This is a genomic window from Xanthomonas sp. NCPPB 2864 (assembly GCF_056675615.1).
In genome coordinates, this window is record NZ_JBWWVS010000003.1 from 255,263 (window position 1) to 278,304 (window position 23,042).

Consider the following 23,042-nt stretch of genomic DNA (forward strand, 5'->3'; position numbering starts at 1 on the left):
AGCCATTCCAGTGATAGCTGTAGAGAAAAAAAGAAGCGAAGCTAGAAGGAGTCTCGAATTGGACCTGGTCAAAGATACGTTCACTTCCATTCCTTAGTAGTTAACGGCAAATTTTATCTACTTAAAAACTGCCAGTTTGTCAAGGGATTTTTCTGAGCATCATGAGTGGCCAGCCGTGCGACAATGCTGCGTTACCCTGACGACGGCACCGCCGGCGCCCACCTCAATGTCCTCTGATTCAATGCGGAATATCCGCAACTTCTCCATCATCGCCCACGTCGACCACGGTAAATCCACCCTGGCCGACCGGATCATCCAGCTGTGCGGCGGCCTGCAGGCGCGCGAGATGGAGGCCCAGGTCCTGGACTCCAACCCGATCGAGCGCGAACGCGGCATCACCATCAAGGCGCAGTCGGTGTCCTTGCCGTATACGGCCAAGGACGGGCAGGTCTACCACCTGAACTTCATCGACACCCCCGGGCATGTGGACTTCTCCTATGAAGTCAGCCGCTCGCTGGCCGCCTGCGAAGGCGCGCTGCTGGTGGTGGATGCGGCCCAGGGCGTGGAAGCACAGTCGGTCGCCAACTGCTACACCGCGGTGGAGCAGGGCCTGGAAGTGGTGCCGGTGCTCAACAAGATCGACCTGCCGACCGCCGACATCGAGCGGGCCAAGGCCGAGATCGAAGCGGTGATCGGCATCGACGCCGAAGACGCGGTGGCGGTCAGCGCCAAGACCGGTCTGAACATCGATCTGGTGCTGGAAGCGATCGTGCAGCGGATTCCGCCGCCCAAGCCGCGCGACACCGACAAGCTGCAGGCGCTGATCATCGACTCCTGGTTCGACAACTACCTGGGCGTGGTGTCGCTGGTGCGCGTGATGCAGGGCGAGATCAAGCCGGGCAGCAAGATCCTGGTGATGTCCACCGGCCGTACTCATCTTGTCGACAAGGTCGGCGTGTTCACGCCCAAGCGCAAGGAGCTTGCCGCGCTGGGCGCCGGTGAAGTGGGCTGGATCAACGCCTCGATCAAGGACGTGCATGGCGCACCGGTCGGCGACACGCTGACCCTGGCGGCCGACCCGGCGCCGCATGCGCTGCCCGGTTTCCAGGAAATGCAGCCGCGCGTGTTCGCCGGCCTGTTTCCGGTCGATGCCGAGGATTACCCGGATCTGCGCGAGGCGCTGGACAAGCTGCGCCTGAACGATGCGGCGCTGCGCTTCGAGCCGGAAAGCTCCGAAGCGATGGGCTTCGGCTTCCGCTGCGGCTTCCTTGGCATGCTGCACATGGAGATCGTGCAGGAGCGGCTGGAGCGCGAGTACAACCTCAACCTGATCTCGACCGCGCCGACCGTGGTCTACGAAGTGCTGAAGACCGACGGCAGCATCATCCCGATGGACAATCCATCCAAGCTGCCGCCGCTCAACAACGTGGAAGAGATCCGCGAGCCGATCATCCGCGCCAACATCCTCACCCCGCCCGATTACGTCGGCAACATCATCACCTTGTGCGAGGAAAAGCGCGGCACCCAGATCGGCATCAACTACCTGGGCAGCCAGGTGCAGATCAGCTACGAGTTGCCGATGGCCGAAGTGGTGCTGGATTTCTTCGACAAGCTCAAGTCGGTCTCGCGCGGTTACGCCTCGCTGGATTACCACTTCCTGCGTTTCGATGCCGGCCCGTTCGTGCGCGTGGATACGCTGATCAATGGCGACAAGGTCGATGCGCTGTCGATCATCGTGCACCGCAGCTACGCCGACCGGCGCGGCCGCGAACTGTGCGAAAAGATGAAGGATCTGATCCCGCGGCAGATGTTCGACGTGGCGATCCAGGCCGCCGTGGGCTCGCAAATCATCTCGCGCTCCACGGTCAAGGCGATGCGCAAGAACGTGTTGGCCAAGTGCTATGGTGGCGACGTTTCGCGCAAGAAGAAGCTGCTCGAAAAGCAAAAAGAAGGCAAGAAGCGCATGAAGCAGGTCGGCCGCGTGGAGATTCCGCAGGAAGCCTTCCTGGCTGTCTTGCAGATGGATAAGTAGCAGGGATTCGGGAGTCGTGATTGGGGATTCGCAACGACTTGCCAGCTCCGTGCTTTTGCGAATTCCCAATCTCCAATCCCAAATCCCGTTCCGAAGGAACATCAATGAAATGGTTTGAAATTGCCCTGGTTGTGTTGACGCTGGGCACCGGCTTCATCTGGCTGCTGGACAAGCTGTTCCTGGCCAAGCGCCGCGCGGCACGCGCCGGTCTGCTGGACAGCGAGCCTGCCATCATCGACTACTCGCGCGCTTTCTTTCCGGTGCTGGCGGTGGTGTTGATCCTGCGCAGCTTCGTGGCCGAGCCGTACAAGATTCCGTCCAGTTCGATGATGCCCAATCTGCTGATCGGCGATTTCATCCTGGTCAACAAGTTCGCTTACGGTTTCCGTCTGCCGATCACCAATACCAAGTTCATCCCGACCGGCGAGCCCAAGCGCGGCGACGTGGTGGTGTTCAAGCCGCCGCATGCGCCGGACCAGAACTGGATCAAGCGCGTGGTGGGTCTGCCGGGCGACAAGATCGGCTTCCACGGCGATACGCTGTACATCAACGACAAGCCGATGCGCTACACGGTCAAGGGCGAATACATCGGCAAGGGCAAGGGCGCCGAGATGACCGGCACCACCTTGCTGGTCGAGGATTTGCCGGGCCGCACCCACACGGTGCTGGAGTGGGTCGATCGCAACATGCCGGCCGGGCAGGGCGACTGGACCGTGCCGGCGGACAGCTATTTCGTGATGGGGGATAATCGCGACAACAGCGAAGACAGCCGGTTCTGGACCCAGACGCACTTCCTGCCGGAAGCCAACCTGCGCGGCAAGGCGTTCCTGATCTGGCTCAATTGCGAAGGGTGGTTCTGCAAGGGGAGTTTCGATCCGTCGCGGATCGGGACCGGAATCCAGTAATGCACGCACGGCGTGCCGGGGGAAGCACAATGAAGCGCAAGCAAAGCGGTATGACGTTGACGTCGTTCGTGGTGGTGCTGGCGGTGGTGGGATTCGCGCTGTACATCGGAATGAAGCTGTTTCCGATGTACCAGGAATACTACGCAGTGCGTACGTCGATGAAGGGCCTGGCCAACGAAGGCGGCAGTGCCGACATGGATCCATCCAAGCTGCAGGACATGCTGTTCAAGCGTCTTGATATCAATGCATCCGAAAGCGTCAAGCGTGAGAACGTCAAGTTCGAACGCATCGAAGGTGGCTGGCGCATGAAGGTCAACTACGAAGTGCGTCGTGAGCTGGTCGGAAATCTCGACGTGGTCGGAAAGTTCGATACCACACAGGATCTGACGAGGCGTGGTGGCGAATAGGACTTTCCAGCGCGGCGATCCGATCGGGCATGCGTTTGCCGATCCGGGATTGCTCGCCCAGGCGCTGCGACACCGCAGCGCCGGGACACCGCATAACGAACGACTGGAATTTCTCGGCGACGGCATCGTCAACCTGCTGGTCGCCGAGGCGCTTTACCAGCGCTGGCCCAAGGCCGACGAAGGTGCATTGACCCGCGCGCGTGCCGAACTCGTACGCGAAGGGGCGCTGGCGGTGATCGGCCGCACCCTCAATCTGGGCGAGCGGCTGACGCTGGGGCCAGGCGAGCTGAAATCCGGCGGCCATCGACGTGATTCGATCCTGGCCGACGCAGTCGAGGCGATCGTCGCGGCGATCTATCTGGACTGCGGCTTCGAACGCTGCCGCGCGGTGGTGCTGCCGTGGTTCGAGCCCTCGCTGGCGGCGCTGCCGGTGGGCAAGGCAGAGAAAGACCCCAAGACCCGGCTGCAGGAATGGCTGCAGGCGCGGCAGCTGCCGTTGCCCACCTACGCGCTGATCAGCGAAAGCGGCGACGAACATGCCAAGCAGTTCCACGTCGCCTGCATCCTGGAACAGCCCGTCGCCCGCGCCGAAGGCCAGGGCAGCTCGCGTCGCCTCGCCGAGCAACAGGCGGCCACCCTTGTCATCGCACAACTGGATTCCAACACGTGAGCGAAACCTCTTCCCCCCACCGTAGCGGCAGCGTTGCGGTGATCGGCCGGCCCAATGTCGGCAAGTCCACCCTGACCAACGCCCTGGTTGGCGCCAAGGTCAGCATCGTGTCTAACCGGCCGCAGACCACGCGCCATCGGTTGCTGGGCATTGCCACCTTTCCCGAAGGGCAGTTGGTGCTGGTCGACACGCCCGGACTGCATCGCGAGCAGAAGCGCGCCATGAACCGGGTGATGAACCGCGCCGCGCGCGGCTCGCTGGAAGGCGTGGACGCGGCAGTGCTGGTGATCGAAGCCGGCCGCTGGGACGACGAAGACACCCTGGCCTTCAAGGTCCTGAGCGACGCCGGAGTGCCGGTGGTGCTGGTGGTCAACAAGGTCGACCGGCTCAAGGACAAGACCGCGCTGTTCCCGTTCCTGGCCCAGGTCAGCGAGGGGCGCACGTTCGCTGCGGTGCATCCGGTGTCGGCGCTCAAGCGCAAGGGCCTGGAGGCGCTGGTCGGCGACCTGCTCAAGCTGGTACCGGAGGCCGAAGCGATGTTCGGCGAGGACGAGATCACCGACCGCAGCCAGCGCTTTCTGGCCGGGGAACTGGTGCGTGAGCAGTTGATGCGTCAGCTCGGCGAAGAACTGCCATATGCCACCACGGTGGAGATCGAACGCTTTGCCGAAGATGGCGCGCTGCTGCGCATCGGCGCGGTGATCTGGGTCGAACGCGAAGGCCAGAAGGCGATCGTGATCGGCAAGGGCGGTACCCGCCTGAAGGACATCGGCGGCAAGGCGCGCCTGCAGATGGAGCGCCTGTTCGGTGCCAAGGTATTCCTGGAGACCTGGGTGCGCGTGCGCGAAGGCTGGTCGGACGACGAAGCGGCATTGAAGGCGTTCGGATACGAGTGAGGCCCTGGCTGGCGCCAGTGCCAGTGCCAGTGCCGTGCTGACAGCCTGTCGATGCGGTCGCCGGCACCGGCACGGACATGGGGCTGCGATGCAAGCGATGTCCCGATGCACCGGATCGCGCCTGGCCATTGCGGCTGCTGCCGTCGACGGTTGCGACCAAACTGCGCTGCCGGCAGCGGCTCACGGCGGTCATCGCTGCTGGCCGCTCTTGTGTCCTGCAATCGCGCTCCTTGCCGCATAACAGACCATGCTGATCGAACACGAACGCGGTTTCATCCTGCATGTGCGGGCCTGGCGCGAGACCAGCCTGCTGGTGGAAGTGCTGACCGAGCAGCATGGCCGGGTCGGGCTGTTGGCGCGTGGGGTGCACGGGCCTCGCAAGCAGGCCTTGCGGGCCGCGCTGCAGCCACTGCAGTTGATCCAGTTCACTGCGGTGCAACGCGGCGAACTGGCCCAGCTGCGTCAGGCCGAGGCGCTGGACACCGCCCCCCGCCTGGCGGGCGAATCCATGCTGGCCGGCTTCTACATCAGTGAACTGCTGCTGCGCCTGGCGCCGCGCAACGACCCGGTGCCAGAGTTGTTCGATTGCTATGCGCAGGCGCGTGCGCATCTGGCATCCGGCCTGCCGCTGGCCTGGGGGCTGCGCCAGTTCGAGCGCGATGTGCTCGATGGCCTGGGCTTTGCGTTCGATCTGCAGCACGACCGCGACGGCCAGCCGATCGACCCGGCGGCGCGTTACCGTCTCGATCCGCAGGAGGGCGCGCTGCGCGTACTGAGCGAGGCGGTCGCGCAGGACCGGCGCGACACCGTCACCGGTGCGGCGCTGCTGGCGTTGGGCCAGGACGTCATGCCGGCGGCCGACGACATGCCGGGCCTGCGTCGCAGCATGCGGGGCGTGCTGCTGCATCACCTGAGTGGACGCGGGCTCAAATCCTGGGAGATGCTCGAGGATCTGGCGCGGCGGCGTTGAGGGTCGCAAGGCAGGTCTACCAGTCTTGCGAGCAGTCGCCGGATGCGCGTTGAACTCCATGCGGAACCATCGTCATGCATGGTGCTCAATGTCACCAGTTCCGATCGCCAACGCTGCGCCGGGCCCAGGGACACCGCTGCAGTCCTCCTTCAGTGCAGCAGTGCAGCCACCGCTGCAGTCCTCCTTCAGTGCAGCAGTGCAGCCACCGCCGCATGGAACTGGGTCTGCGCCGTGCTGGAATGCGGGTCGCCGCGCAGCAGGCGCACTGCGCCGGCAAGCCGTGCCGCGCCGACAAAACCGCAGCTGGCCTGCAGCCGATGCAGATGGCTGCGCAGTGCCTGATCGTCGCTGACCTGCAAGGCCGAATCCACCGCGTCGCGAGTGCCCGGCAACTCGGCCAGGAACAATTCGCGCAGCGCGTTGAGATGGTGTTGCTGGCCGTTGAGCGCGCTGAGCGCGGCCGCTTCGTCCCAATCGCTGGCGGCAATGTCGATCACGCCCACCGGCGCCACGCTGTAGCGGCCGCGCGCCAGCCCACGACGCACCGCCTGCAGCAGGCGCTCGGAGGTCAGCGGCTTCACCAGTAGCTCCAGAAAACCATCGGACTGCAGGCTGCGTTGCATGACCATGCTGGTGTCCGCGGTATGGGCCAGTGCAGGCACGTCCGGGTGCAGCAGGCGCAGTGCGCGCAGCAGGCCGCTGCCGGTGCCATCGGGAAGATTGACGTCGATCAGCCACAGGTCGTGGCGACGCGCGCGCGCACGGTCCAGTGCCGACGACAGCGAGTCTGCACAATCCACATGGGCGGGAAGACCTTCCAGCACCGCCTGCAGAAAGCCACGGCTGATCGGGTCGTCCTCTACCAGCAAGAGGCGTGGTTGGGGTTCCTGGCGTGTCGCCATGTTCATGCTGCCTCCTTGTCAGCGATGCCGCGTCCTAGCAGCCGCGTGCAGCGGAAGTGTGCCTGTGTTTGCGGGGCACGACAATTGTTCCACCGCGCGAAGCGGCCGGGATCGGTCGCATCTGCGACAATACGCACCCTTTTTGCCCGCAGCTCGTCGCCACGTGGCCAGAACCCGAAACCGCTTCGACCGTACTCCGTTCCAGACCGCGATCACCGACCTCAGCCACGACGGGCGCGGTGTGGCCCGCCGCGATGGCGAGGGCGGCAAGGTCACCTTCATCAGTGGCGCCTTGCCCGGTGAGCTGGTGCGTGCCGAACCCACCGCGCGCAGCCGGCATTTTGACGAGGCCAGGACGGTGGAGGTGCTGGAGGCATCGCCGCAGCGGGTGACCCCGCGCTGCCCGCATTTCGGCGTCTGCGCCGGCTGCGTGCTGCAGCATCTGGAAGAGTCGCAGCAGATCGTGGCCAAGCAGCGCGTGCTGATGGACAACCTGGAGCGCATCGGCCACGTCACACCGCAGGCGGTGCTGCCGGCACTGGTCGGCGATACCTGGGGCTATCGGCGCAAGGGCCGCTTTTCGGTCCGTCGCGTCGAAAAGAAGGACAAGACCCTGGTCGGCTTTCGCGAGCTGGATCCGCGCTTCGTGGCCGATCTGTCGGTCTGCTACACGGTGATCCCGCAGATCGGCGAGAAGATTCCGCAGCTGGCGGCGCTGGTCGAAGGCCTGGATGGCAAGCGCGACGTCCCGCAGATCGAATTCATTGCCGGCGACGAGGCGGTGGTGTTGACCATCCGCCATCTGCAGCCGCTCAGCGAGCGCGACCTGCAGGCGCTGACCGCGTTCGCCCAGGCGCACGGCTTTGCGATCTTCCTGCAGCCCGGTGGCGTTGAGAGCGTGCATCCGCTATGGCCGCAGGAGGTGCCGCTGTCGTTCCGCCTGCCGCAGTGGGATGTGGAGCTGGCATTCCGGCCGCTGGATTTCATCCAGGTCAATGCCTCGCTCAACCAGAAGATGATCGCGCATGCGCTGGCGCTGCTCGACGCCGGGCCGGACGACCGCGTGCTGGATCTGTTCTGCGGGCTGGGCAATTTCACCCTGCCGCTGGCGCGCGGTGTGCGCGAAGTGGTCGGCGTGGAGGGCGATGCCGGGCTGGTGGCACGCGCCCGGGACAACGCGCAGCGCAACGGTCTGACCAATGCGCAGTTCCATGCGGCCGACCTGACCCAGGACCAGCGTAACGCGGCGTGGATGCGGCAGGGCTTCGACAAGCTGCTGCTGGACCCACCGCGCTCGGGCGCGCTGGAAGTGTTGCAGCAGCTGCCGCTGAAAAAATTCGAGCGCATCGTCTATGTGAGCTGCCACCCCGGCTCGCTGGCGCGCGACGCCGGTTACCTGGTCAACGAGCAGGGCTTCACGCTCAAGGCCGCCGGCGCGATGGACATGTTTCCGCATACCGCGCATGTGGAAAGCATCGCGGTGTTCGAGAGGCGGTGATTGGGGATTGGGCATTGGGGATTCGCAGGAGCGCATTCCCTAAGCCCGCCAGTTAGCCGCTGTGACCAATCCCCAATCCCGAATCTCTAATCCCCAAAATCCCATGCCCATCGAAATCGAACGCAAATTCCTGGTCACCGGCGAGGGCTGGCGCAGCGCCGCGCATGCGGTGATCCCGATGGCACAGGGCTATATCAACGATCAGGCGGCGTTGCGCAGCGGTGCGCAGAACGCATCGGTACGGGTGCGCATCCAGGGCGAGAGCGCGTTTCTCAATCTGAAATCGCGTGAGGTGGGGCATACCCGGCAGGAGTTCGAGTACCCAATTCCGGTGGTCGAGGCGCGTGCGCTGCTGGCGCTGTGTGTCGGCGGTCTGATCGACAAGCGCCGGCACCTGGTCCAGTACCAGGGGCATGTGTGGGAAGTGGACGAATTCCTCGGCGACAACGCCGGGCTGGTGGTGGCCGAGATCGAACTCGGCAATGCCGACGAGGCCTTCGCCAAACCCGAGTGGATCGGCGCCGAAGTCACCGACGATGTGCGCTACTACAACCTGGCACTGGCCTCGCATCCGTTCAAGCACTGGAGCGGGGATTTGTAAGTCGGGATTGGGGATTGGGCATTCGGGATTCGTAAAAGCTAACGCGATGCGTCGGAGTTGGGGCTGATTGCGTTGCGCCCCCCCAGTCCCTGCCTTGGTATTGGGTTTATGCTTTGCGAGTCCCCAATGACGAATCTCCAATCCCCGCCCATGCGCATCGATATCTGGTCTGACGTGGTCTGCCCCTGGTGCTGGATCGGCAAGCGCCGTTTCGAGCAGGCGGTGGCCGCACTCGGTGCGCAGGCACCGGCGCTGGACATCCATTACCACGCCTTCCAGCTGGACCCAGATGCTGGCCTGGAGCCGACCCCGCTGCGTGATGCGCTGGCGCAAAAGTTCGGCGGTGCCGCGCGCGTGGAGCAGATGCTGGCGCAGACCCAGGCCACTGCGCGCGCCGAAGGCCTGCCGTTCGATTTCGGGCGTGGGCAGGTGCAGGTCAGCACATTGCGCGCGCATCGGCTGATCTGGCTGGCCAGCCGCGAGGGCGATGTCCAGGCCGTGATCGAAGCGCTGTTCCATGCGCATTTTGCCGAAGGCCAAAACGTTGGTGCCACCGAAACGCTGGTCGCTGCCGGGTCCGCTGGCGGTCTGGACGAGGCCCGCGTGCGCGCGCTGCTGGACTCCGACGAAGGCGTCGTTGCCGTCGAGGCGCAGCTGGCGCAGGCCGCTGCGCTGGGAATCCGTGCGGTGCCCAGTTTCGTCATCGATGGACGCAGCCTGATCCAGGGCGCGCAGCCGCCGGAGAGCTTTGCGCAGGCACTGTTGCAGCTGGCCGCCGAATCGGCGCCGATCGGTGGTCCCGATGCCTGCGGGCCGGACGGCTGCGCGGTGTGAACGGCCGGCGGCGTGTTGCAACGGCCTGCCGCTGACGAGATGACGCGGCCCACTCCATCGAGGACGGTTGCGGTGATCGGCGCCGGGCTGGCAGGACTTGCCTGCGCGCAACGGCTGCAGGCTTCGGGATTGACCGTGACGTTGTTCGAGCAGGGCGACATGCCCGGCGGACGCATGCGCAGCTGTGGCGGCGCTGGCTGGCAGTGCGATCACGGCGCGCAGTATTTCACCGCCCGCGACCCGGCGTTTGCCGCAGTAGTGGAGGCATGGATTGCGCGCGGTGACGCGGCGGTCTGGCCTGCGCGCGTCGCCAGTTGGGATGGCACCGACCTGCGTGCGTCGCAGGGCGGGTTGACGCGCTTTGTCGGGGTGCCGGACATGGGCGCACCGGCGCGTGCGCTGGCGGCAGCCCTGAATATTCGGTTGGGCAGCTCTGTGCGATCGCTGCAGCGCAGTGGCGACACCTGGCAACTGCAGGTGGCAGAAGACCGAACGACACGCAACTGCCGCTTCGACATCGTGCTGCTGGCGGTACCGGCACCGCTTGCAGCTGCATTGCTGGCGGACGGCGCGCCCACGCTGGCGACGACGGCCGCCAACGCACGGATGCAGCCGGCCTGGGCGGTGGTGCTGCGTTTCGACATGCCGGTCGACCCCGGGTACGACGCATTGTTCGTCAACGCCGGCCCGTTGCGCTGGGTGGCACGCAACGCCAGCAAGCCGGGCAGGGATGGCGTGGAAACCTGGCTGCTGCATGCCACTGCCGACTGGAGTCGGGCGCATCTGGACGCAACGCCTGAAACGGTGACTGCCAGCGTGTTGCCCGCGTTGGCCGCGCTCGGCCTGCCCCTGCCGCAGTCCTGCGATGCGTATCGCTGGACGGTGGCCAGCACTGAGCCTGCCTTGCAGATCGGCTGTGCCTGGGATGCGCCGTTGAGCATCGGCATCTGCGGCGACTGGTTGGCCGGTGGCAAGGTCGAAGGGGCCTGGCAAAGCGGTGTGGCCTTGGCTGCGCGTGTGTGTGCCGGCGATGCCGCCTGCAGTGGGCAGGAGTGATGCGGTGGCATGCGCGGCGGGAGATATGCGCTGGCGTGTCGATGCAGAGCGCGTCTGCACGCCAGGCCGTTCGCCAACGCAAACGGGCCGCGCAGGCATGGCAGACCATGTGCCGCTATGCAGTGCGCGCGCGCGTGCAACCTCGATCGCTGCGATGCTTTGTGCGCGTGCACGCGTCCGGCATAGATGAGCAATCCTGACGCGACCGCAGCCGAGCGTCACCCGCAGCCAGCTGCACACACGCTGCGCCTGGTCCTGGGCGATCAGCTCAACCCGCAACACAGCTGGTTCGATGTCACCGATGCGGGCGTGGTCTACGTGCTGATGGAAGTGCGCGAGGAAACTGACTACGTGCTGCACCACGCGCAGAAGATCCTGGCGATCTTCGCGGCGATGCGCGCGTTTGCCGCGCGTCTGCGGCAGGCCGGTCATCGGGTGCGTTACGTGGCCATCGACAATCCCAGCAATCGGCAATCGATTCCCGCCAATCTGGACGCGCTGATCGCGCATTACCGCGCCAGCCAGCTGGAGTATCAGGCGCCAGACGAATGGCGGCTGGACGAAGCATTGCAGCACTGGTGCGCGCGGCAGCCGTTCGCCACGCGCATGGTCGACAGCGAACATTTCCTGACCGAGCGCGATGAGGTGGCCGGGTGTTTTCGCGCGGGCAGTCAATGGCGCATGGAAGTGTTCTATCGAAAGATGCGTCGCCGCCACCGGATCCTGCTCGATGCCGCAGGCGAGCCGGAAGGCGGGCGCTGGAATTTCGATCACGACAACCGTGCGCCATGGCCAGGCGATCCGCCCGCGCCGCAGGAGTGGCGCGCCGCGCACGATCACCGCGCGCTTTGGAGTGCCATCAAGGCAGCCGGGGTCCGTAGCTTCGGTGCGCCGAATGCCGATGCGCTGCCGTGGCCGCTGGATCGCGACGAAGCCTTGCAGCACCTGGATGCCTTCATCACGCATGCGTTGCCGCACTTTGGTCGCTACGAGGATGCGATGAGCACGCGCAGCCCGCGGCTGTTCCATTCGCTGCTGTCGTTCGCGCTCAACGTCAAGCTGCTGCATCCGCGCGAGGTGATCGCGCGCGCGGAGGCGGCCCTGCATGACGGGCATGCGCCGCTGGCATCGGTGGAAGGCTTCATCCGCCAGATCCTGGGCTGGCGCGAATACGTGCGCGGCGTGTATTGGTCGCAGATGCCCGGTTACGCGCTGTCCAATCGGCTCGACCAGCATGCGCCGCTGCCGCACTGGTTCTGGGACGGGCAGATCGGCATGCGCTGCCTGGCCGATGCGATCGGCAATTCGCTGACCAACGCGCATGCGCACCACATCCAGCGGCTGATGGTGATCGGCAATTTCGCGCTGCTGGCGGGGCTGGACCCGCAGGCCCTGCATCGCTGGTACCTGGGCATCTACATCGATGCGTTCGAGTGGGTGGAGCTGCCCAATACGGTCGGCATGAGCCAGTTCGCCGACGGCGGCCTGCTCGGCAGCAAGCCGTACATCAGCGGCGCGGCCTATATCGACCGCATGAGCGATTACTGCGGTGGCTGCCGCTATCAGCGCAAGGTGCGGGTGGGCCCGCAGGCCTGTCCGTACAACGCGCTGTACTGGGATTTCCTGGCGCGGCAGCGCACGCTGCTGGGCGCCAACGAGCGCCTGGCGCTGCCCTACCGGCAGCTCGACGCCATGGCACCGGAGGTACTGGAGCAGGTGCAGGCGCAGGCCGCGCACTGGCGGGCGAATCTGGAGGTGCTCTGAGCTGCAATCGAAGGGCAGTGGCGGGGCCGAGACGGCCGGAAACACGGGCCTGCCTGAATGCGCGATCTGACGCTGCAACGCGCATCTGCGACAATGCCGCGCTGCGCCAACCTGGCGCCTGGCCCGGGAGTCCCCCAACATGCTTCTGATCGGCGTTGCCGGTACCGAACTCAGCGCACAGGAACGCGACTGGCTGCAGCACGACGCGGTCGCCGGCGTGGTGCTGTTCAAGCGCAACTTCGCCTCGCGCACGCAGGTGGCCGAGCTGTCCGCGTCCATCCGCGCGGCCGCACCGCGCCCGGTGCTGATCTGCGTGGACCAGGAAGGCGGGCGCGTACAGCGCTTTCGCGACGGCTACAGCGCCCTGGCGCCGCTGCAGAGCTTCGGCGCGCAGTACGCGCAGGACCCGGAGGCCGCGCTCGCCGCGGCGCGCGCGCATGCGCAGCTGATGGCCAGCGAAGTGCGTGCCAGCGGCGTGGACCTGAGCTTCGCACCGGTGGTGGATCTAGGCCGTGGCAACCGCGCCATCGGCGATCGTGCCTTCAGCGACGATCCTCAGATCGTGGCCAGCTTCACCCGCGCCTATGTGCAGGCGCTGCACGGCGCCGGCATGGCCGCCACGCTCAAGCATTTCCCCGGCCACGGCACCGTACTGGAAGACACCCACGTCGACCATGCCAGCGACCCGCGTCCGCTGGAGGTCCTGCGGGCCGAAGATCTGCTGCCGTTTATGGCCGGCATCGAGGCCGGTGCCGACGCGGTGATGATGGCGCACGTGGTCTACCCGCAGGTCGCCCCGGAACCGGCCGGCTATTCGCCGCGCTGGATCGAGCAGATCCTGCGCGGGCAACTGGGCTTTCGCGGCGTGGTGTTCTCCGACGACATCGGCATGGCCGCCTCGTTCAGCGCCGGCGGCGTGGCGGGCCGGGTGCATGCGCATCTGGATGCCGGCTGCGACGTGGTGCTGGTCTGCCACCCGGAACTGGTCGACGAATCGCTGCAGGCCGTGCAAGGCCGCAGCCTCAACACCGCAGCATTGATCGGCCTGATCGGCCGCGGCGCGCTGGGCTGGGATGGCCTGCTCGCCGGCTCCGACGCCTCATTCACCACTCCCCTTTCCGCCTCTTTCGGAACAACTGCCTGATGTCCACGCTCACCATTTCCCAGGCCCTGGCCCAAGCCGATCTGCTGGTCGACCGCCCTGCCATCGATGCGGCGGTCGCCAGCATTGCCGACGCGATCGCGCGCGACTATGCCGGCGAAGTGCCGGTGTATCTCACCATCATGCACGGCGCGTTGCCGTTCTCCGGGCAGCTGGCGCTGGAGCTGGGCGCACGCGGCCAGGACCTGCAGTTCGATTACCTGCATGCCACCCGTTACCGCGGCGAAACCACCGGCGGCGAGCTGGTGTGGAAGCACCGTCCGGCCACTGCGCTGTTCGGTCGCCGGGTGATCCTGGTCGACGACATCCTCGACGAGGGCTACACGCTGCAGGGCGTGCGCCAGTGGTGCCTGGAGCAGGGCGCCACCGACGTGCGCGTGGCGGTGTTGACCGTCAAGCGTCACGACCGCTGCGTGCCCGGCGTGGCCGCCGACTACGTCGGCGTGGAAGTGGCCGACCGCTACGTGTTCGGCTTCGGCATGGACGTCAACGAGCAGCTGCGCGGCATTCCCGCCATCTACGCGATGAAGCAGTAACTGCCGCAGTTTGCCCGCGTCGCTGCGGGCAGCCCGGCGCGCAGGGCTGCGCGTCACCATCCTGTCCTTCGTTGCAGAGGTTGCTTGTGTCCTCCACTTCCATCGCATTGGCCGTCATCGGCGGCACCGGCGTCTACAAGCTCGCACAGCTGGATCAGGTGCAGACGCACGACATCGAAACACCGTATGGCGCGCCCTCCGGCCCGATCCGCGTGGGCATGTTGCTGGGCCACCGCGTGGCATTCCTGGCGCGCCATGGCGAAGGCCATTCGCTGCCGCCGCACAAGGTGAATTACCGCGCAAACATCGCTGCGCTGCAGCAAATCGGTGCTGCGCGGGTGCTGGCGCTCAATACCGTCGGCGGCATCACCGAGCAGTTCGGCCCACGCGTGCTGGCGTGCCCGGATCAGCTGATCGATTACACCTGGGGCCGCGTGTCCACCTTCTGCGAGGAGCCGGGCAGCGAGGTGCAGCACGTGGATTTCGGCCATCCGTATTCGCCGATGTTCCGCAGCAAGGTCATCGCCGCCGCCAAGGTGACCGGCGTCACGATGGTCGCCGGCGGATGTTACGGCGCAACCCAGGGGCCGCGACTGGAAACGATTGCAGAGATCGCCCGCATGCGTCGCGACGGCTGCGATCTGGTCGGTATGACCGGCATGCCCGAAGCGGCTCTTGCACGCGAAAAAGGCCTGGAATATGCATGTTTGGCGATCGTGGCCAACTGGGCGGCCGGCTGTGGCGACGCGCAGGAAATCACCATGGCGGAGGTGTTGGCCAACGTCGATGCCGCCTCGTCCGGATTGCCGGAGCTGATCGGCGAACTTGCACGCGGGTGATTGTCATCAGGGCATAAGCTTTGCATACTCGGCGCGTACGCATCGCCGTACACCACCCATTAATTATTGCAAAGGTCTCGCATCACCATGCCGAACGGTACCGTCAAGTGGTTCAACGACGCCAAGGGATTTGGCTTCATCTCACCGGAGGACGGCAGCGCCGATGTCTTCGCGCACTTCTCCGCGATCAACTCCAAGGGCTTCCGCAGCCTGCAGGAAGGCCAGCGCGTCAGTTATGACGTGACCCAGGGCCCCAAGGGTGCCCAGGCTTCGAACATCACGCCGGTCGAGTGATGTGACTCGATTGTGCGGTTGAAGAACCCCGCCACGGCGGGGTTTTTTTTGCATCGGCCCATGCGGGGTCGGTGCCGTCCAGGGAGCAAAGGACATGCAGCGAGCATTGCGCATTGCGGTAGTGGGTTATGGAACGGCGGGGCAGGCACTGGCGGTGCTGCTGGGCGCCGACGGCCACCGGCTGGACGTGTTCGAACGTGCCGCCACGCCAGGGCCGGTGGGAGCGGGCTTCCTGCTGCAGCCCAGCGGGTTGCAGGTGCTGTGGAAGATGGGCCTGCTGCCACAGGCGCTCGCGCATGGCGCACCGGTGCGCCGGCTGTATGGCGAAACGCCGTGCGGACGCGCGGTGATGGACATGCAGTACCGCGATCTGGATGCGCGGCTGATGGGCCTGGGCATGCAGCGCGGCGCCTTGTTTACGCTGTTGCGCGAGGCTTGGCCGGAGCACGCGCAGTTGCATGTGGATACCCGGATCACCGCGATCGATCACGACGGCGCGCGCGTGCAGGATCAGCGCGGGCACTGGCACGGCCCCTACGATCTGATCATTGCCGCCGATGGTTCTGCATCGAGCTTGCGCGCGCAGGCGCAGGGCACGCGGCTGGATCGGGTGTATCCGTGGGGTGCGTTGTGGTGCTTGCTGCCACGCGAGGACTGGCCGTTCGTCGATGAGTTGCGCCAGCGCTATATCGGCGCGCGCAAGATGATCGGCCTGCTGCCGGTGGGCACGCGCCCGGGCGACGCCACCCCACGGCTGAGTTTTTTCTGGAGCCTGCCGTGCAGCGATTTTGCCGCGTGGGAACAGCGCGGCATTGCCGCATGGCGGCAGGAGATTGCGCAGATGTGGCCGGATGCACATGCACGTCTGGAAACCGTGCAAGTGCATGGCGCATTGGCGCGTGCGAGTTATCGCGATGCGGTGGTCACGCGCTGGCATCGCGGCCGCTTCGTGCTGGCCGGCGATGCCGCGCATGCGATGAGTCCGCAGCTGGGGCAGGGCGTCAACATGGCGCTGCTGGATGCGTTGGCGCTGCGCGATGCCTTGCGGACCGGCGCCGATCTGGATGCGGCCTTGCAGCACTATCAGCGCGAGCGCCAGGCGCATGTGGCGATCTATCACCGCTGGAGCCGTTGGCTGACGCCGTTGTTCCAGTCCGAGCGCGATCTCTGGGCGCACGGGCGCGATCTGCTGCTGCGCCCGATGGGACGCGTGCCCGGCGGACGCGGGCATATGCTGCGGGTGCTCAGCGGCACCCAGCACGGCTGGTTCGGCAAGCTAGCACTGGCGCCGGACTTTGTGGACGCGTTGGCGCAACCGGTGCCGCGTGTTGCCGTCGACAAGGCCGAAGCGGCCGCATAGAAGAAGCGGCGGCCTACGCAGTGCCGCGCCCGCTAACGCACCGGCAATGCCAGCGCATCGTCTTCCACGCAGGCGACCAGGCGCTCGCCTTCGACCAGCGTTGGCACGATGCCCGCGGTGAAATGCGAGAACGCCGGCAGGATGGTGACGCGCTCGCGCAACCAGAACGCCGGCCAGCGACGCGACATGCCGGGCAGCGCAGCCAGCGGATGCAGGTGCCCGCACAGCACATGCCCGGTCGGATGCGGCAGCGGATCGTGGCGCAGCACGAAGGGGCCATCTTCGACCTGTTCGCCGGCCGCTTCGATATGCAGGTCGGCGCCCGCCAATGCGCGGTCATGATTGCCGCGGATGGCGATCACGCGCAACGCGCAATGGCGCTCGCGCCATGCGCTCCAGCGGCGATGCCAGGCCGCGCGCGGTACGGGGCCGTGCAGCAGGTCGCCTAGGATCCATAACGCGTCCACGTCGTGTTGCTCCAGCAGCGCATCCAGCCGCTCCAGATCGTGCGCGGTGCCGCCGGCCGGCATTCCGATGCCGGCGCGACGGAACACATCGGCCTTGCCCAGATGCAGGTCGGCGATCAGCAAGGCGCGTTGCGCCGGTCGATACAGCGCGCGTTCGCCGAGCAGTTCCACTGTTTCGCCAGCAAGCTGCAACTGCACGCTATCGCCCATGTTTACGCTCCAGTTGTTCGGCAGCGCGCAACACGCGGGCCTTCCAGTCTTCGGTACTCAGTTGGCCGCGCACGCGTTCGGCCCATAACGGAAACGACAATGGGGTGAGGCTGCGCGGTTTGCACAGGCGCAGTTCGCGCCGCGCGCAATCTTCCAGTGCATGCGCAAGCCGCGCCAGTTCGAGCTGGCCTTCGAACACTTCGCGCTCGGCCTGGGCAAGCAGCAGGTGATCTGGGTCGAAACGTTGCAACACGTCGTACAGCAATCCGCTGGAGGCCTGCAGCTGCCGCAGGCTGCGTGGTGCACGGCCAGGCAGCGATGGCGACAGCAAGCCGGCCACGCGCGCGATCTCGCGGAACTGGCGGCGTGCCAGTTCGCCCAGGTTGAGGCTGTCGCGCAGATCGGCAAACAGCCCCTCCGGCGACAGCAGCGCCTGCAGGACGCCCGCATCGAGTTCCACATCCTGCGCGGGCGACAGCACGAATCCGTAATCGTTGGCAGCAAAACTGAAGGTATTGCGCTGACGCCGGCCCCAGCGCGCTGCCAGCAACGCGGCCAGCCCTTCGTTGACTTGGCGGCCGGCGAACGGATACACGAACACGTGCCGGCCATCGCGCGCCTTGATGCTTTCCACCACCAAATGGTCCGGCCCGGGCAGCGAGGACAGCGAGGCCTGCAGGCGCAGCAACGGCGCCAGCGCCTGCATTTCCGGCGCGTCGCCGGGATCGGCAAACACCGCTTCGACCTCGCGCCCCAGGGCCGAGGACAACGGCATGCGCCCGCCCATCCATTTGGGCACCACGCCGCTGCCACCCTTGGCCACGCGCACGTAGGCGGTCATGTCTTCCAGCCGCACCAGCTCCAGCAAGCGGCCGGCAAACTGAAACCGATCGCCACGGCGCAGGCGGCCGACGAACTGCTCTTCCACCGCGCCCAGGCGGCCGCCGCGTAGGAACTGCACGCGCACGCTGCCGTCGCTGGTGATCGTGCCGATGGACAGGCGGTGCCGCAGCGCGACGCGCCGGTCGATGACCCGGTACACGCCTTCTTCGTCGCGCACGACCTTGTGGAAATCGGGGTAATGCGCCAGCGCACTGCCGCCCTGCACGATGAAGTCCAGTACCGCCTGCCAGGTGGCGTGATCCAGTGCCGCAAACGCATCGGTGCCGCGCACCTGCTCGAACAAGGCATCGGCCTGAAAACCGCCGCCCAATGCCAGGGTCACGCAGTGCTGCGCCAACACATCCAGCGACAGGCGCGGCGGCGGCCGTGCCTCGATCTGGCCATGTACGATGGCGCGCCGCGCGGCAGCGTATTCCACCAGTTCCAGTGCATGCGAGGGCACGCACACCACATGCCCGGATTCGCCCGGACGGTGGCGCGCGCGGCCGGCACGTTGCAGCAGGCGTGCAATGCCCTTGGGGCTGCCGACCTGCAGCACCTGATCGACAGCCGGGAAGTCCACGCCCAAATCCAGGCTGGACGTGGCGACCACACAACGCAGGCTGCCGTCGCGCAGGCCTTGCTCGGCCGCCGCGCGCAAGGACGGGTCCAGCGAGCCGTGATGCAACGCGAGCGTGGCCAGATCGTCCGGCCACACCGCACTCAAGGCCTGATGCCACAACTCGGCCTGGGCGCGCGTATTGGTGAACACCAGGCTGGTGCGCTGCTGCATGATCTTCTGCAGCACGCGCGCCAGCTGCGCCAGACCCAGATGCCCGGCCCACGGAAAGCGCTCGCCGCTGTCGGGCAGCAGCGTCTCCAGGGTCATCGCGCGGGGTTTGACGCCCGATACCAGCGCGGCATCGGGGCGATGTGGCAACAGCACGTCGCGCGCCTGAGCCAGGTTGCCCAGCGTTGCCGACAGGCCCCAGATGCGCAACTGCGGCGCCCAGCCACGCAGCCGCGCCAGGCACAGCTGCAGCAGCACGCCGCGCTTGTTGCCGAGCAGCTCATGCCATTCGTCGACGATCACGCAGCGCAGCGCCGACAGCTGCGGTGCGGTGTCGGGATACGACAACAGCAAGGCCAGCGATTCGGGCGTGGTGACCAGCACATCGAGCTTGCCGCTGCGCGCCAGCCGCTTGTCGCGCGCGCTGGCATCGCCGGTACGCAGGCCCACCTGCCAATCCAGCCCCAGGGCCTCCACCGGCTCGCGCAGCGCGCGTGCGGTATCGGCGGCGAGTGCGCGCAGGGGCGTGATCCACAGCACCTGCAGCGTGCGTTGCTGCTGGCGTCGCGCGGCCGTGGCGGGCTTGCTCGCCGGCTTGCGTCCACGCGTGGACAAGGCCTCCAGCAGCGGCCCACCGAAGGCTGCCAGCGTCTTGCCGCTGCCGGTGGGGGTATGCAGCAAGCCGGACTCGCCCGCGAGATAGCGCTTCCACACATCGCGTTGAAACGGCAACGGCGCCCAACCGCGCTGCGCGAACCAGGCACGCCATTGTTGCAAGGGCGTGCCGCGTGTCTGCGCGGCAGCACTCACCGTGCCAACGCCTGCAGGCTGCTCAGGTGATCTGCCTCACTCATCGGCTTGTCCTGTCGCCAGCGCAGGATGCGCGGGAAGCGCACCGCAATGCCGGACTTGTGCCGCGCGCTGCGGTTGACCGCTTCGAACCCCAGTTCGAAGACATGGTGCGCGGTGACCGCACGCACCGGGCCGAAGCGTTCGGTGGTGTTGGCGCGGATCCAGCGATCCAGCTGCAGGATCTCCTTGTCGTCCAGCCCCGAGTAGGCCTTGGCGATCGGCACCAGCTGGCCCTCGTGCCACAGCCCGAAGGTGTAGTCGGTATACAGCGTGCTGCGGCGGCCATGGCCGGCCTGTGCGTACAGCAGCACCGCATCGATGGTGAGCGGGTCGATCTTCCATTTCCACCAGTCGCCGCGCCGGCGGCCGGATTGGTAGCTCGAGCTGGCGCGCTTGAGCATCAGCCCTTCCACGCCGCGCTCGCGCGCATCCAGCCGCAGCTGCGCGGCCACCTGCCAGTCGCCGGCCTTTACCAGCGGCGAGGCAACGATGCGCGGGTCGGCGAGCGTACTCAGCACGCCTTCCAGCAATGCGCGACGCTCCTGCAAGGGGCGCTCGCGCAAATCCTCTCCATCCAGCTCGAGCAGATCGTAGGCAACCACGCGCGCCGGCGCCGCCGCCAATGTCTTCGGCCCGGGCTTGAGCCGCTGGATGCGCGTCTGCAAGGCGGTGAACGGCATCGGCAAGGGCTGCTCCGGTTGCCAGGCCAGCAATTCGCCATCGATGACCGTGCCGTCGGGCAACTGCAGCGCGGCCTGTTCGATCTCCGGGAAACGGCCATCCAGGCGTTCCTCGCCACGCGACCACAACGCCGCTTCGCCGGCGCGCCGGATCAGCTGCAGGCGAATGCCGTCCCATTTCCATTCCAGCAACCAGTCATCGACCGCGCCCAGCGTCTCGACCTCGGCTTCGAGTGGCGAGGCGAGAAAGAACGGGTAGGGCTGCTGCCGATCGCCGGGCAGTTCCTCGGCGGTCAGCAGGTTGGCCAGATAGCCCGGATGCGGCCGCCAGCTGCCGAGCATGCGCTGTGCAATGCGCGCGATCTCTATCCCGGACATCTCCGCCAGCGCCTGCTGCACCAGTCGCTGCGACACCCCCACGCGCAGGGCGCCGGTGAGCAGTTTGTTGAACACCAGGCGCTCGTCGAAGGCCAGGCTGCGCCACGCCTGCACGATGCAGGCCTTGCGCACTTCCACGTCCTGGTTGGCGATCGGCAGCAACCGCTGTTCGATCCACTCGGCCAGCGGCAGATCGGCCGCCTCGGCGATCGGGTCGTCCAGCAACAAGGCCAGGGTCTCGGCCAGATCGCCGACATGGTCGTAGCTGTCGGCCACCAGCCAGTCGGCGATGCCGGCGGTGTCGGTGATCCATTCGCGCAGTTCGCCGCTGCTGGCGATGCGCATGCGCGTGCTGGCCACCTTGCCACCCGCCAGCAGGTACAGCGCCCACGCCGCATCGAACGGTGGCGCACTGCGGAAATACGCGACCAAGGCTGCACGCTTGTCGAGCGTGCCGGTGCTGCGATCCAGGGTGCGGTACAACGCGGCAAATCGCTTCACGCCGGGCCCTGCAGCTTGGTGCGGTTGTCGGCAGCACGCAGTTCCAGCGCGCGCCGCGTAAATGCGCCCAGACAGCGCGGGCGCCGGTAAGGCCGTGGCGGCCCGATCACCGCCGCCGGCAATGCGCGGTGCACGCGAAATGCCAATGCGTGGCGACGGAACGCGAGTGCGCCGGTCAAGCGGATCCGTGGGCGCGCGCGCGCATAACGACGTGCAGGCAGGGGGTTCATTCCTCGGCTCCGAAATCGGTACGGAAGGCTTCGGCAGCCACGCCGCGTTCCAGCAGGTGCTGGATCAAGGCATCGGTGTTGCCGTGGGTGGCGATCACCCGCCGTGCGCCGGTGTCTTCGATGGTGCGTAGCAGGTCCGGCCAGTCGGCATGATCGGACACCACGAAACCGCGGTCATAGTTGCGTCGCCGGCGATTGCCGCGAATGCGCATCCAGCCCGATGCAAAACCCTGTTGCGCGTGCCGGAAGCGACGGATCCAGGCGCTGCCGGCCGCCGATGGCGGCGCCAGGACCAGTTGCCCGGCGTAGTCGGCGCCACGCGCATGGTCGCTGACCGGTTGGGTGTCCAGCATCGGGATGCCGGCTTGGCGATACACCTCCACACCCACCGCGATCGCGCCATGCAGCAAGGCCGGTTGCGTATCCCAGGCGCGCAATTCGGCCAGCACACGTTGCGCCTTGCCCAAGGCATAGCAATACAGAATGGCGGCCTCGCCGCGCTCGGCACATTCGTGGCGCCAGGCGACGATATCGGCCGCGACATCGGCGGTATCCGGCCAGCGATACACCGGCAGCCCGAAGGTCGCTTCGGTGATGAAGGTATCGCAGGGCACCACTTCGAACGGTTTGCAGGTGGGATCGTGCTGGCGCTTGTAGTCGCCCGATGCAACCCAGACTTCGCCATCCACCTCGATGCGCACCTGCGCCGAGCCGAGCACATGCCCGGCCGGATGCAACGACACCCGCGCGCGTCCCAGTTCGAAGGCTTCGCCGTCGGCATGCGTGTGATAGACCTGCTCGCCCAGGCGCCACTGCAGGATTGGCAAGCTCTCGTGCGTGCAGTGATATTCGCCCATGCCGCTGCGTGCGTGGTCGCCATGCCCATGCGTGATCACCGCACGTGGCACCGGCCGCCAGGGATCGATATGGAAGTCGCCCTGCGGGCAATACAGGCCTTCGGGGCCAAGCACCACCAGATCGCCAAGTTGTCCGTTGCCGTTGCGCATGCGGCAACTCTGGCCAAGCCGGTGTGCAGATCCTGAGAATGGGAATGGCACGCATCGACGCACCACTGCGGCAAGGCCTGCAGATCGCAATCGCTAGTCGAGCCAGTGCGCGATCAAGGCAAGGCCATCGACTCGAGCAAGCGCCTGGAGTGGCATGAACTGTCCGTCAATGCAGCACGCCCGCCGCCAGTTCGCACCATTGCGCATCGAATAATCAGTCAGCACTCTGAAATCGAACACCCACGCAGGCGCTGGCCCGCATCATCCGCCGCGATTCCCGATTCCCGATTCCCGATTCCCGATTCCCGATTCCCGACTC

General features: G+C 66.4%; 22 protein-coding genes. 16 read left to right on the top strand and 6 right to left on the bottom strand.

All coding sequences use genetic code 11. The features are described 5' to 3' along the window. Window positions 1–241 precede the first annotated feature (241 nt). The 6 genes from lepA (at window position 242) to recO (ending at window position 5,880) form a co-directional block, all read left to right on the top strand. Entirely contained in the window at window positions 242–2,032 is a 1,791-nt protein-coding gene (lepA, locus tag AC1KVE_RS09390; protein WP_024938035.1) for a translation elongation factor 4, read from the top strand. A 104-nt stretch (window positions 2,033–2,136) separates the two neighbouring features. Next, on the top strand, window positions 2,137–2,937 hold the full coding sequence (lepB, locus tag AC1KVE_RS09395; RefSeq protein ID WP_011036465.1) for a signal peptidase I: 801 nt from the start codon (window positions 2,137–2,139) through the stop codon (window positions 2,935–2,937). Next, window positions 2,937–3,344, top strand: coding sequence for a DUF4845 domain-containing protein (locus AC1KVE_RS09400; protein ID WP_102581087.1), 408 nt, complete (start codon window positions 2,937–2,939; stop codon window positions 3,342–3,344). Before lepB ends, AC1KVE_RS09400 begins: the two co-directional genes overlap by 1 nt. Further along, complete coding sequence (rnc, locus tag AC1KVE_RS09405; RefSeq protein WP_039511552.1) at window positions 3,334–4,014, top strand: ribonuclease III; 681 nt, start codon at window positions 3,334–3,336, stop codon at window positions 4,012–4,014. The genes AC1KVE_RS09400 and rnc overlap by 11 nt, the downstream gene beginning before the upstream one ends. Beyond that, window positions 4,011–4,910 carry a GTPase Era gene (gene era, locus AC1KVE_RS09410; protein WP_024938032.1) on the top strand — a complete coding sequence of 300 codons (900 nt, stop codon included), beginning with the start codon at window positions 4,011–4,013 and terminating at the stop codon, window positions 4,908–4,910. The genes rnc and era overlap by 4 nt, the downstream gene beginning before the upstream one ends. A 247-nt stretch (window positions 4,911–5,157) precedes the next feature. Continuing rightward, complete coding sequence (gene recO, locus AC1KVE_RS09415; protein WP_065031839.1) at window positions 5,158–5,880, top strand: DNA repair protein RecO; 723 nt, start codon at window positions 5,158–5,160, stop codon at window positions 5,878–5,880. A 185-nt stretch (window positions 5,881–6,065) separates the two neighbouring features. On the opposite strand, the gene AC1KVE_RS09420 is transcribed toward recO, so the two are convergent. Further along, window positions 6,066–6,788, bottom strand: coding sequence for a response regulator (locus tag AC1KVE_RS09420; protein ID WP_104552925.1), 723 nt, complete (start codon window positions 6,786–6,788; stop codon window positions 6,066–6,068). 157 nt (window positions 6,789–6,945) lie between these two features. Here AC1KVE_RS09420 and rlmD point away from each other — a divergent pair, with 157 nt between their 5' ends. From rlmD to AC1KVE_RS09470, 10 genes are all read left to right on the top strand, one after another. Continuing rightward, window positions 6,946–8,280, top strand: coding sequence for a 23S rRNA (uracil(1939)-C(5))-methyltransferase RlmD (gene rlmD, locus AC1KVE_RS09425; RefSeq protein ID WP_184455374.1), 1,335 nt, complete (start codon window positions 6,946–6,948; stop codon window positions 8,278–8,280). A 103-nt stretch (window positions 8,281–8,383) separates the two neighbouring features. Continuing rightward, complete coding sequence (locus tag AC1KVE_RS09430) at window positions 8,384–8,881, top strand: CYTH domain-containing protein (protein WP_154831674.1); 498 nt, start codon at window positions 8,384–8,386, stop codon at window positions 8,879–8,881. Window positions 8,882–9,031: 150 nt separating this feature from the next. Further along, entirely contained in the window at window positions 9,032–9,715 is a 684-nt protein-coding gene (locus tag AC1KVE_RS09435) for a DsbA family oxidoreductase (protein ID WP_024938026.1), read from the top strand. A 15-nt stretch (window positions 9,716–9,730) separates the two neighbouring features. Continuing rightward, the gene (locus AC1KVE_RS09440) at window positions 9,731–10,771 is read left to right on the top strand and encodes an NAD(P)/FAD-dependent oxidoreductase (RefSeq protein WP_456362933.1); all 1,041 of its coding nucleotides are present in this window, start codon (window positions 9,731–9,733) and stop codon (window positions 10,769–10,771) included. A gap of 186 nt (window positions 10,772–10,957) precedes the next feature. Further along, window positions 10,958–12,535 carry a cryptochrome/photolyase family protein gene (locus AC1KVE_RS09445; protein ID WP_481092340.1) on the top strand — a complete coding sequence of 526 codons (1,578 nt, stop codon included), beginning with the start codon at window positions 10,958–10,960 and terminating at the stop codon, window positions 12,533–12,535. 139 nt (window positions 12,536–12,674) lie between these two features. Continuing rightward, the gene (gene nagZ, locus AC1KVE_RS09450; protein WP_481092341.1) at window positions 12,675–13,679 is read left to right on the top strand and encodes a beta-N-acetylhexosaminidase; all 1,005 of its coding nucleotides are present in this window, start codon (window positions 12,675–12,677) and stop codon (window positions 13,677–13,679) included. Next, window positions 13,679–14,233 carry a hypoxanthine-guanine phosphoribosyltransferase gene (locus AC1KVE_RS09455; protein ID WP_016903731.1) on the top strand — a complete coding sequence of 185 codons (555 nt, stop codon included), beginning with the start codon at window positions 13,679–13,681 and terminating at the stop codon, window positions 14,231–14,233. Before nagZ ends, AC1KVE_RS09455 begins: the two co-directional genes overlap by 1 nt. 86 nt (window positions 14,234–14,319) lie before the next feature. Continuing rightward, window positions 14,320–15,072: an S-methyl-5'-thioinosine phosphorylase gene (locus AC1KVE_RS09460; protein WP_039809937.1), complete on the top strand. Its 753-nt coding sequence runs from the start codon at window positions 14,320–14,322 to the stop codon at window positions 15,070–15,072. A gap of 87 nt (window positions 15,073–15,159) precedes the next feature. Beyond that, window positions 15,160–15,366 carry a transcription antiterminator/RNA stability regulator CspE gene (cspE, locus tag AC1KVE_RS09465; RefSeq protein ID WP_003488188.1) on the top strand — a complete coding sequence of 69 codons (207 nt, stop codon included), beginning with the start codon at window positions 15,160–15,162 and terminating at the stop codon, window positions 15,364–15,366. Between the two features lie 94 nt (window positions 15,367–15,460). Further along, entirely contained in the window at window positions 15,461–16,726 is a 1,266-nt protein-coding gene (locus tag AC1KVE_RS09470; protein WP_481092342.1) for an FAD-dependent oxidoreductase, read from the top strand. A gap of 32 nt (window positions 16,727–16,758) precedes the next feature. Here AC1KVE_RS09470 and pdeM read toward each other — a convergent pair whose 3' ends face one another. Genes pdeM through AC1KVE_RS09495 form a run of 5 tightly spaced genes read right to left on the bottom strand, consistent with a single transcriptional unit; the run spans window position 16,759 to window position 22,723 of the window. Next, window positions 16,759–17,403: a ligase-associated DNA damage response endonuclease PdeM gene (gene pdeM / locus AC1KVE_RS09475; protein WP_104576346.1), complete on the bottom strand. Its 645-nt coding sequence runs from the start codon at window positions 17,401–17,403 to the stop codon at window positions 16,759–16,761. Next, complete coding sequence (locus AC1KVE_RS09480; protein WP_126965718.1) at window positions 17,393–19,885, bottom strand: ligase-associated DNA damage response DEXH box helicase; 2,493 nt, start codon at window positions 19,883–19,885, stop codon at window positions 17,393–17,395. Before AC1KVE_RS09480 ends, pdeM begins: the two co-directional genes overlap by 11 nt. Next, window positions 19,882–21,486, bottom strand: coding sequence for an ATP-dependent DNA ligase (locus AC1KVE_RS09485; RefSeq protein ID WP_481092343.1), 1,605 nt, complete (start codon window positions 21,484–21,486; stop codon window positions 19,882–19,884). The genes AC1KVE_RS09480 and AC1KVE_RS09485 overlap by 4 nt, the downstream gene beginning before the upstream one ends. Beyond that, window positions 21,483–21,716: a hypothetical protein gene (locus AC1KVE_RS09490; RefSeq protein ID WP_039528398.1), complete on the bottom strand. Its 234-nt coding sequence runs from the start codon at window positions 21,714–21,716 to the stop codon at window positions 21,483–21,485. Before AC1KVE_RS09490 ends, AC1KVE_RS09485 begins: the two co-directional genes overlap by 4 nt. Then, window positions 21,713–22,723, bottom strand: coding sequence for a ligase-associated DNA damage response exonuclease (locus AC1KVE_RS09495; RefSeq protein WP_046342116.1), 1,011 nt, complete (start codon window positions 22,721–22,723; stop codon window positions 21,713–21,715). Before AC1KVE_RS09495 ends, AC1KVE_RS09490 begins: the two co-directional genes overlap by 4 nt. Between the last annotated feature and the right edge of the window lie 319 nt (window positions 22,724–23,042).

Coding starts and splice junctions, on each gene's coding strand:
- lepA (WP_024938035.1), top strand. CDS start 242: ATGCGGAATATCCGCAACTTCTCCATCATCGCCCACGTCGACCACGGT.
- lepB (WP_011036465.1), top strand. CDS start 2,137: ATGAAATGGTTTGAAATTGCCCTGGTTGTGTTGACGCTGGGCACCGGC.
- AC1KVE_RS09400 (WP_102581087.1), top strand. CDS start 2,937: ATGCACGCACGGCGTGCCGGGGGAAGCACAATGAAGCGCAAGCAAAGC.
- recO (WP_065031839.1), top strand. CDS start 5,158: ATGCTGATCGAACACGAACGCGGTTTCATCCTGCATGTGCGGGCCTGG.
- AC1KVE_RS09420 (WP_104552925.1), bottom strand. CDS start 6,788: ATGAACATGGCGACACGCCAGGAACCCCAACCACGCCTCTTGCTGGTA.
- AC1KVE_RS09430 (WP_154831674.1), top strand. CDS start 8,384: ATGCCCATCGAAATCGAACGCAAATTCCTGGTCACCGGCGAGGGCTGG.
- AC1KVE_RS09435 (WP_024938026.1), top strand. CDS start 9,032: ATGCGCATCGATATCTGGTCTGACGTGGTCTGCCCCTGGTGCTGGATC.
- AC1KVE_RS09445 (WP_481092340.1), top strand. CDS start 10,958: ATGAGCAATCCTGACGCGACCGCAGCCGAGCGTCACCCGCAGCCAGCT.
- nagZ (WP_481092341.1), top strand. CDS start 12,675: ATGCTTCTGATCGGCGTTGCCGGTACCGAACTCAGCGCACAGGAACGC.
- AC1KVE_RS09455 (WP_016903731.1), top strand. CDS start 13,679: ATGTCCACGCTCACCATTTCCCAGGCCCTGGCCCAAGCCGATCTGCTG.
- cspE (WP_003488188.1), top strand. CDS start 15,160: ATGCCGAACGGTACCGTCAAGTGGTTCAACGACGCCAAGGGATTTGGC.
- AC1KVE_RS09470 (WP_481092342.1), top strand. CDS start 15,461: ATGCAGCGAGCATTGCGCATTGCGGTAGTGGGTTATGGAACGGCGGGG.
- pdeM (WP_104576346.1), bottom strand. CDS start 17,403: ATGGGCGATAGCGTGCAGTTGCAGCTTGCTGGCGAAACAGTGGAACTG.
- AC1KVE_RS09490 (WP_039528398.1), bottom strand. CDS start 21,716: ATGAACCCCCTGCCTGCACGTCGTTATGCGCGCGCGCGCCCACGGATC.
- AC1KVE_RS09495 (WP_046342116.1), bottom strand. CDS start 22,723: ATGCGCAACGGCAACGGACAACTTGGCGATCTGGTGGTGCTTGGCCCC.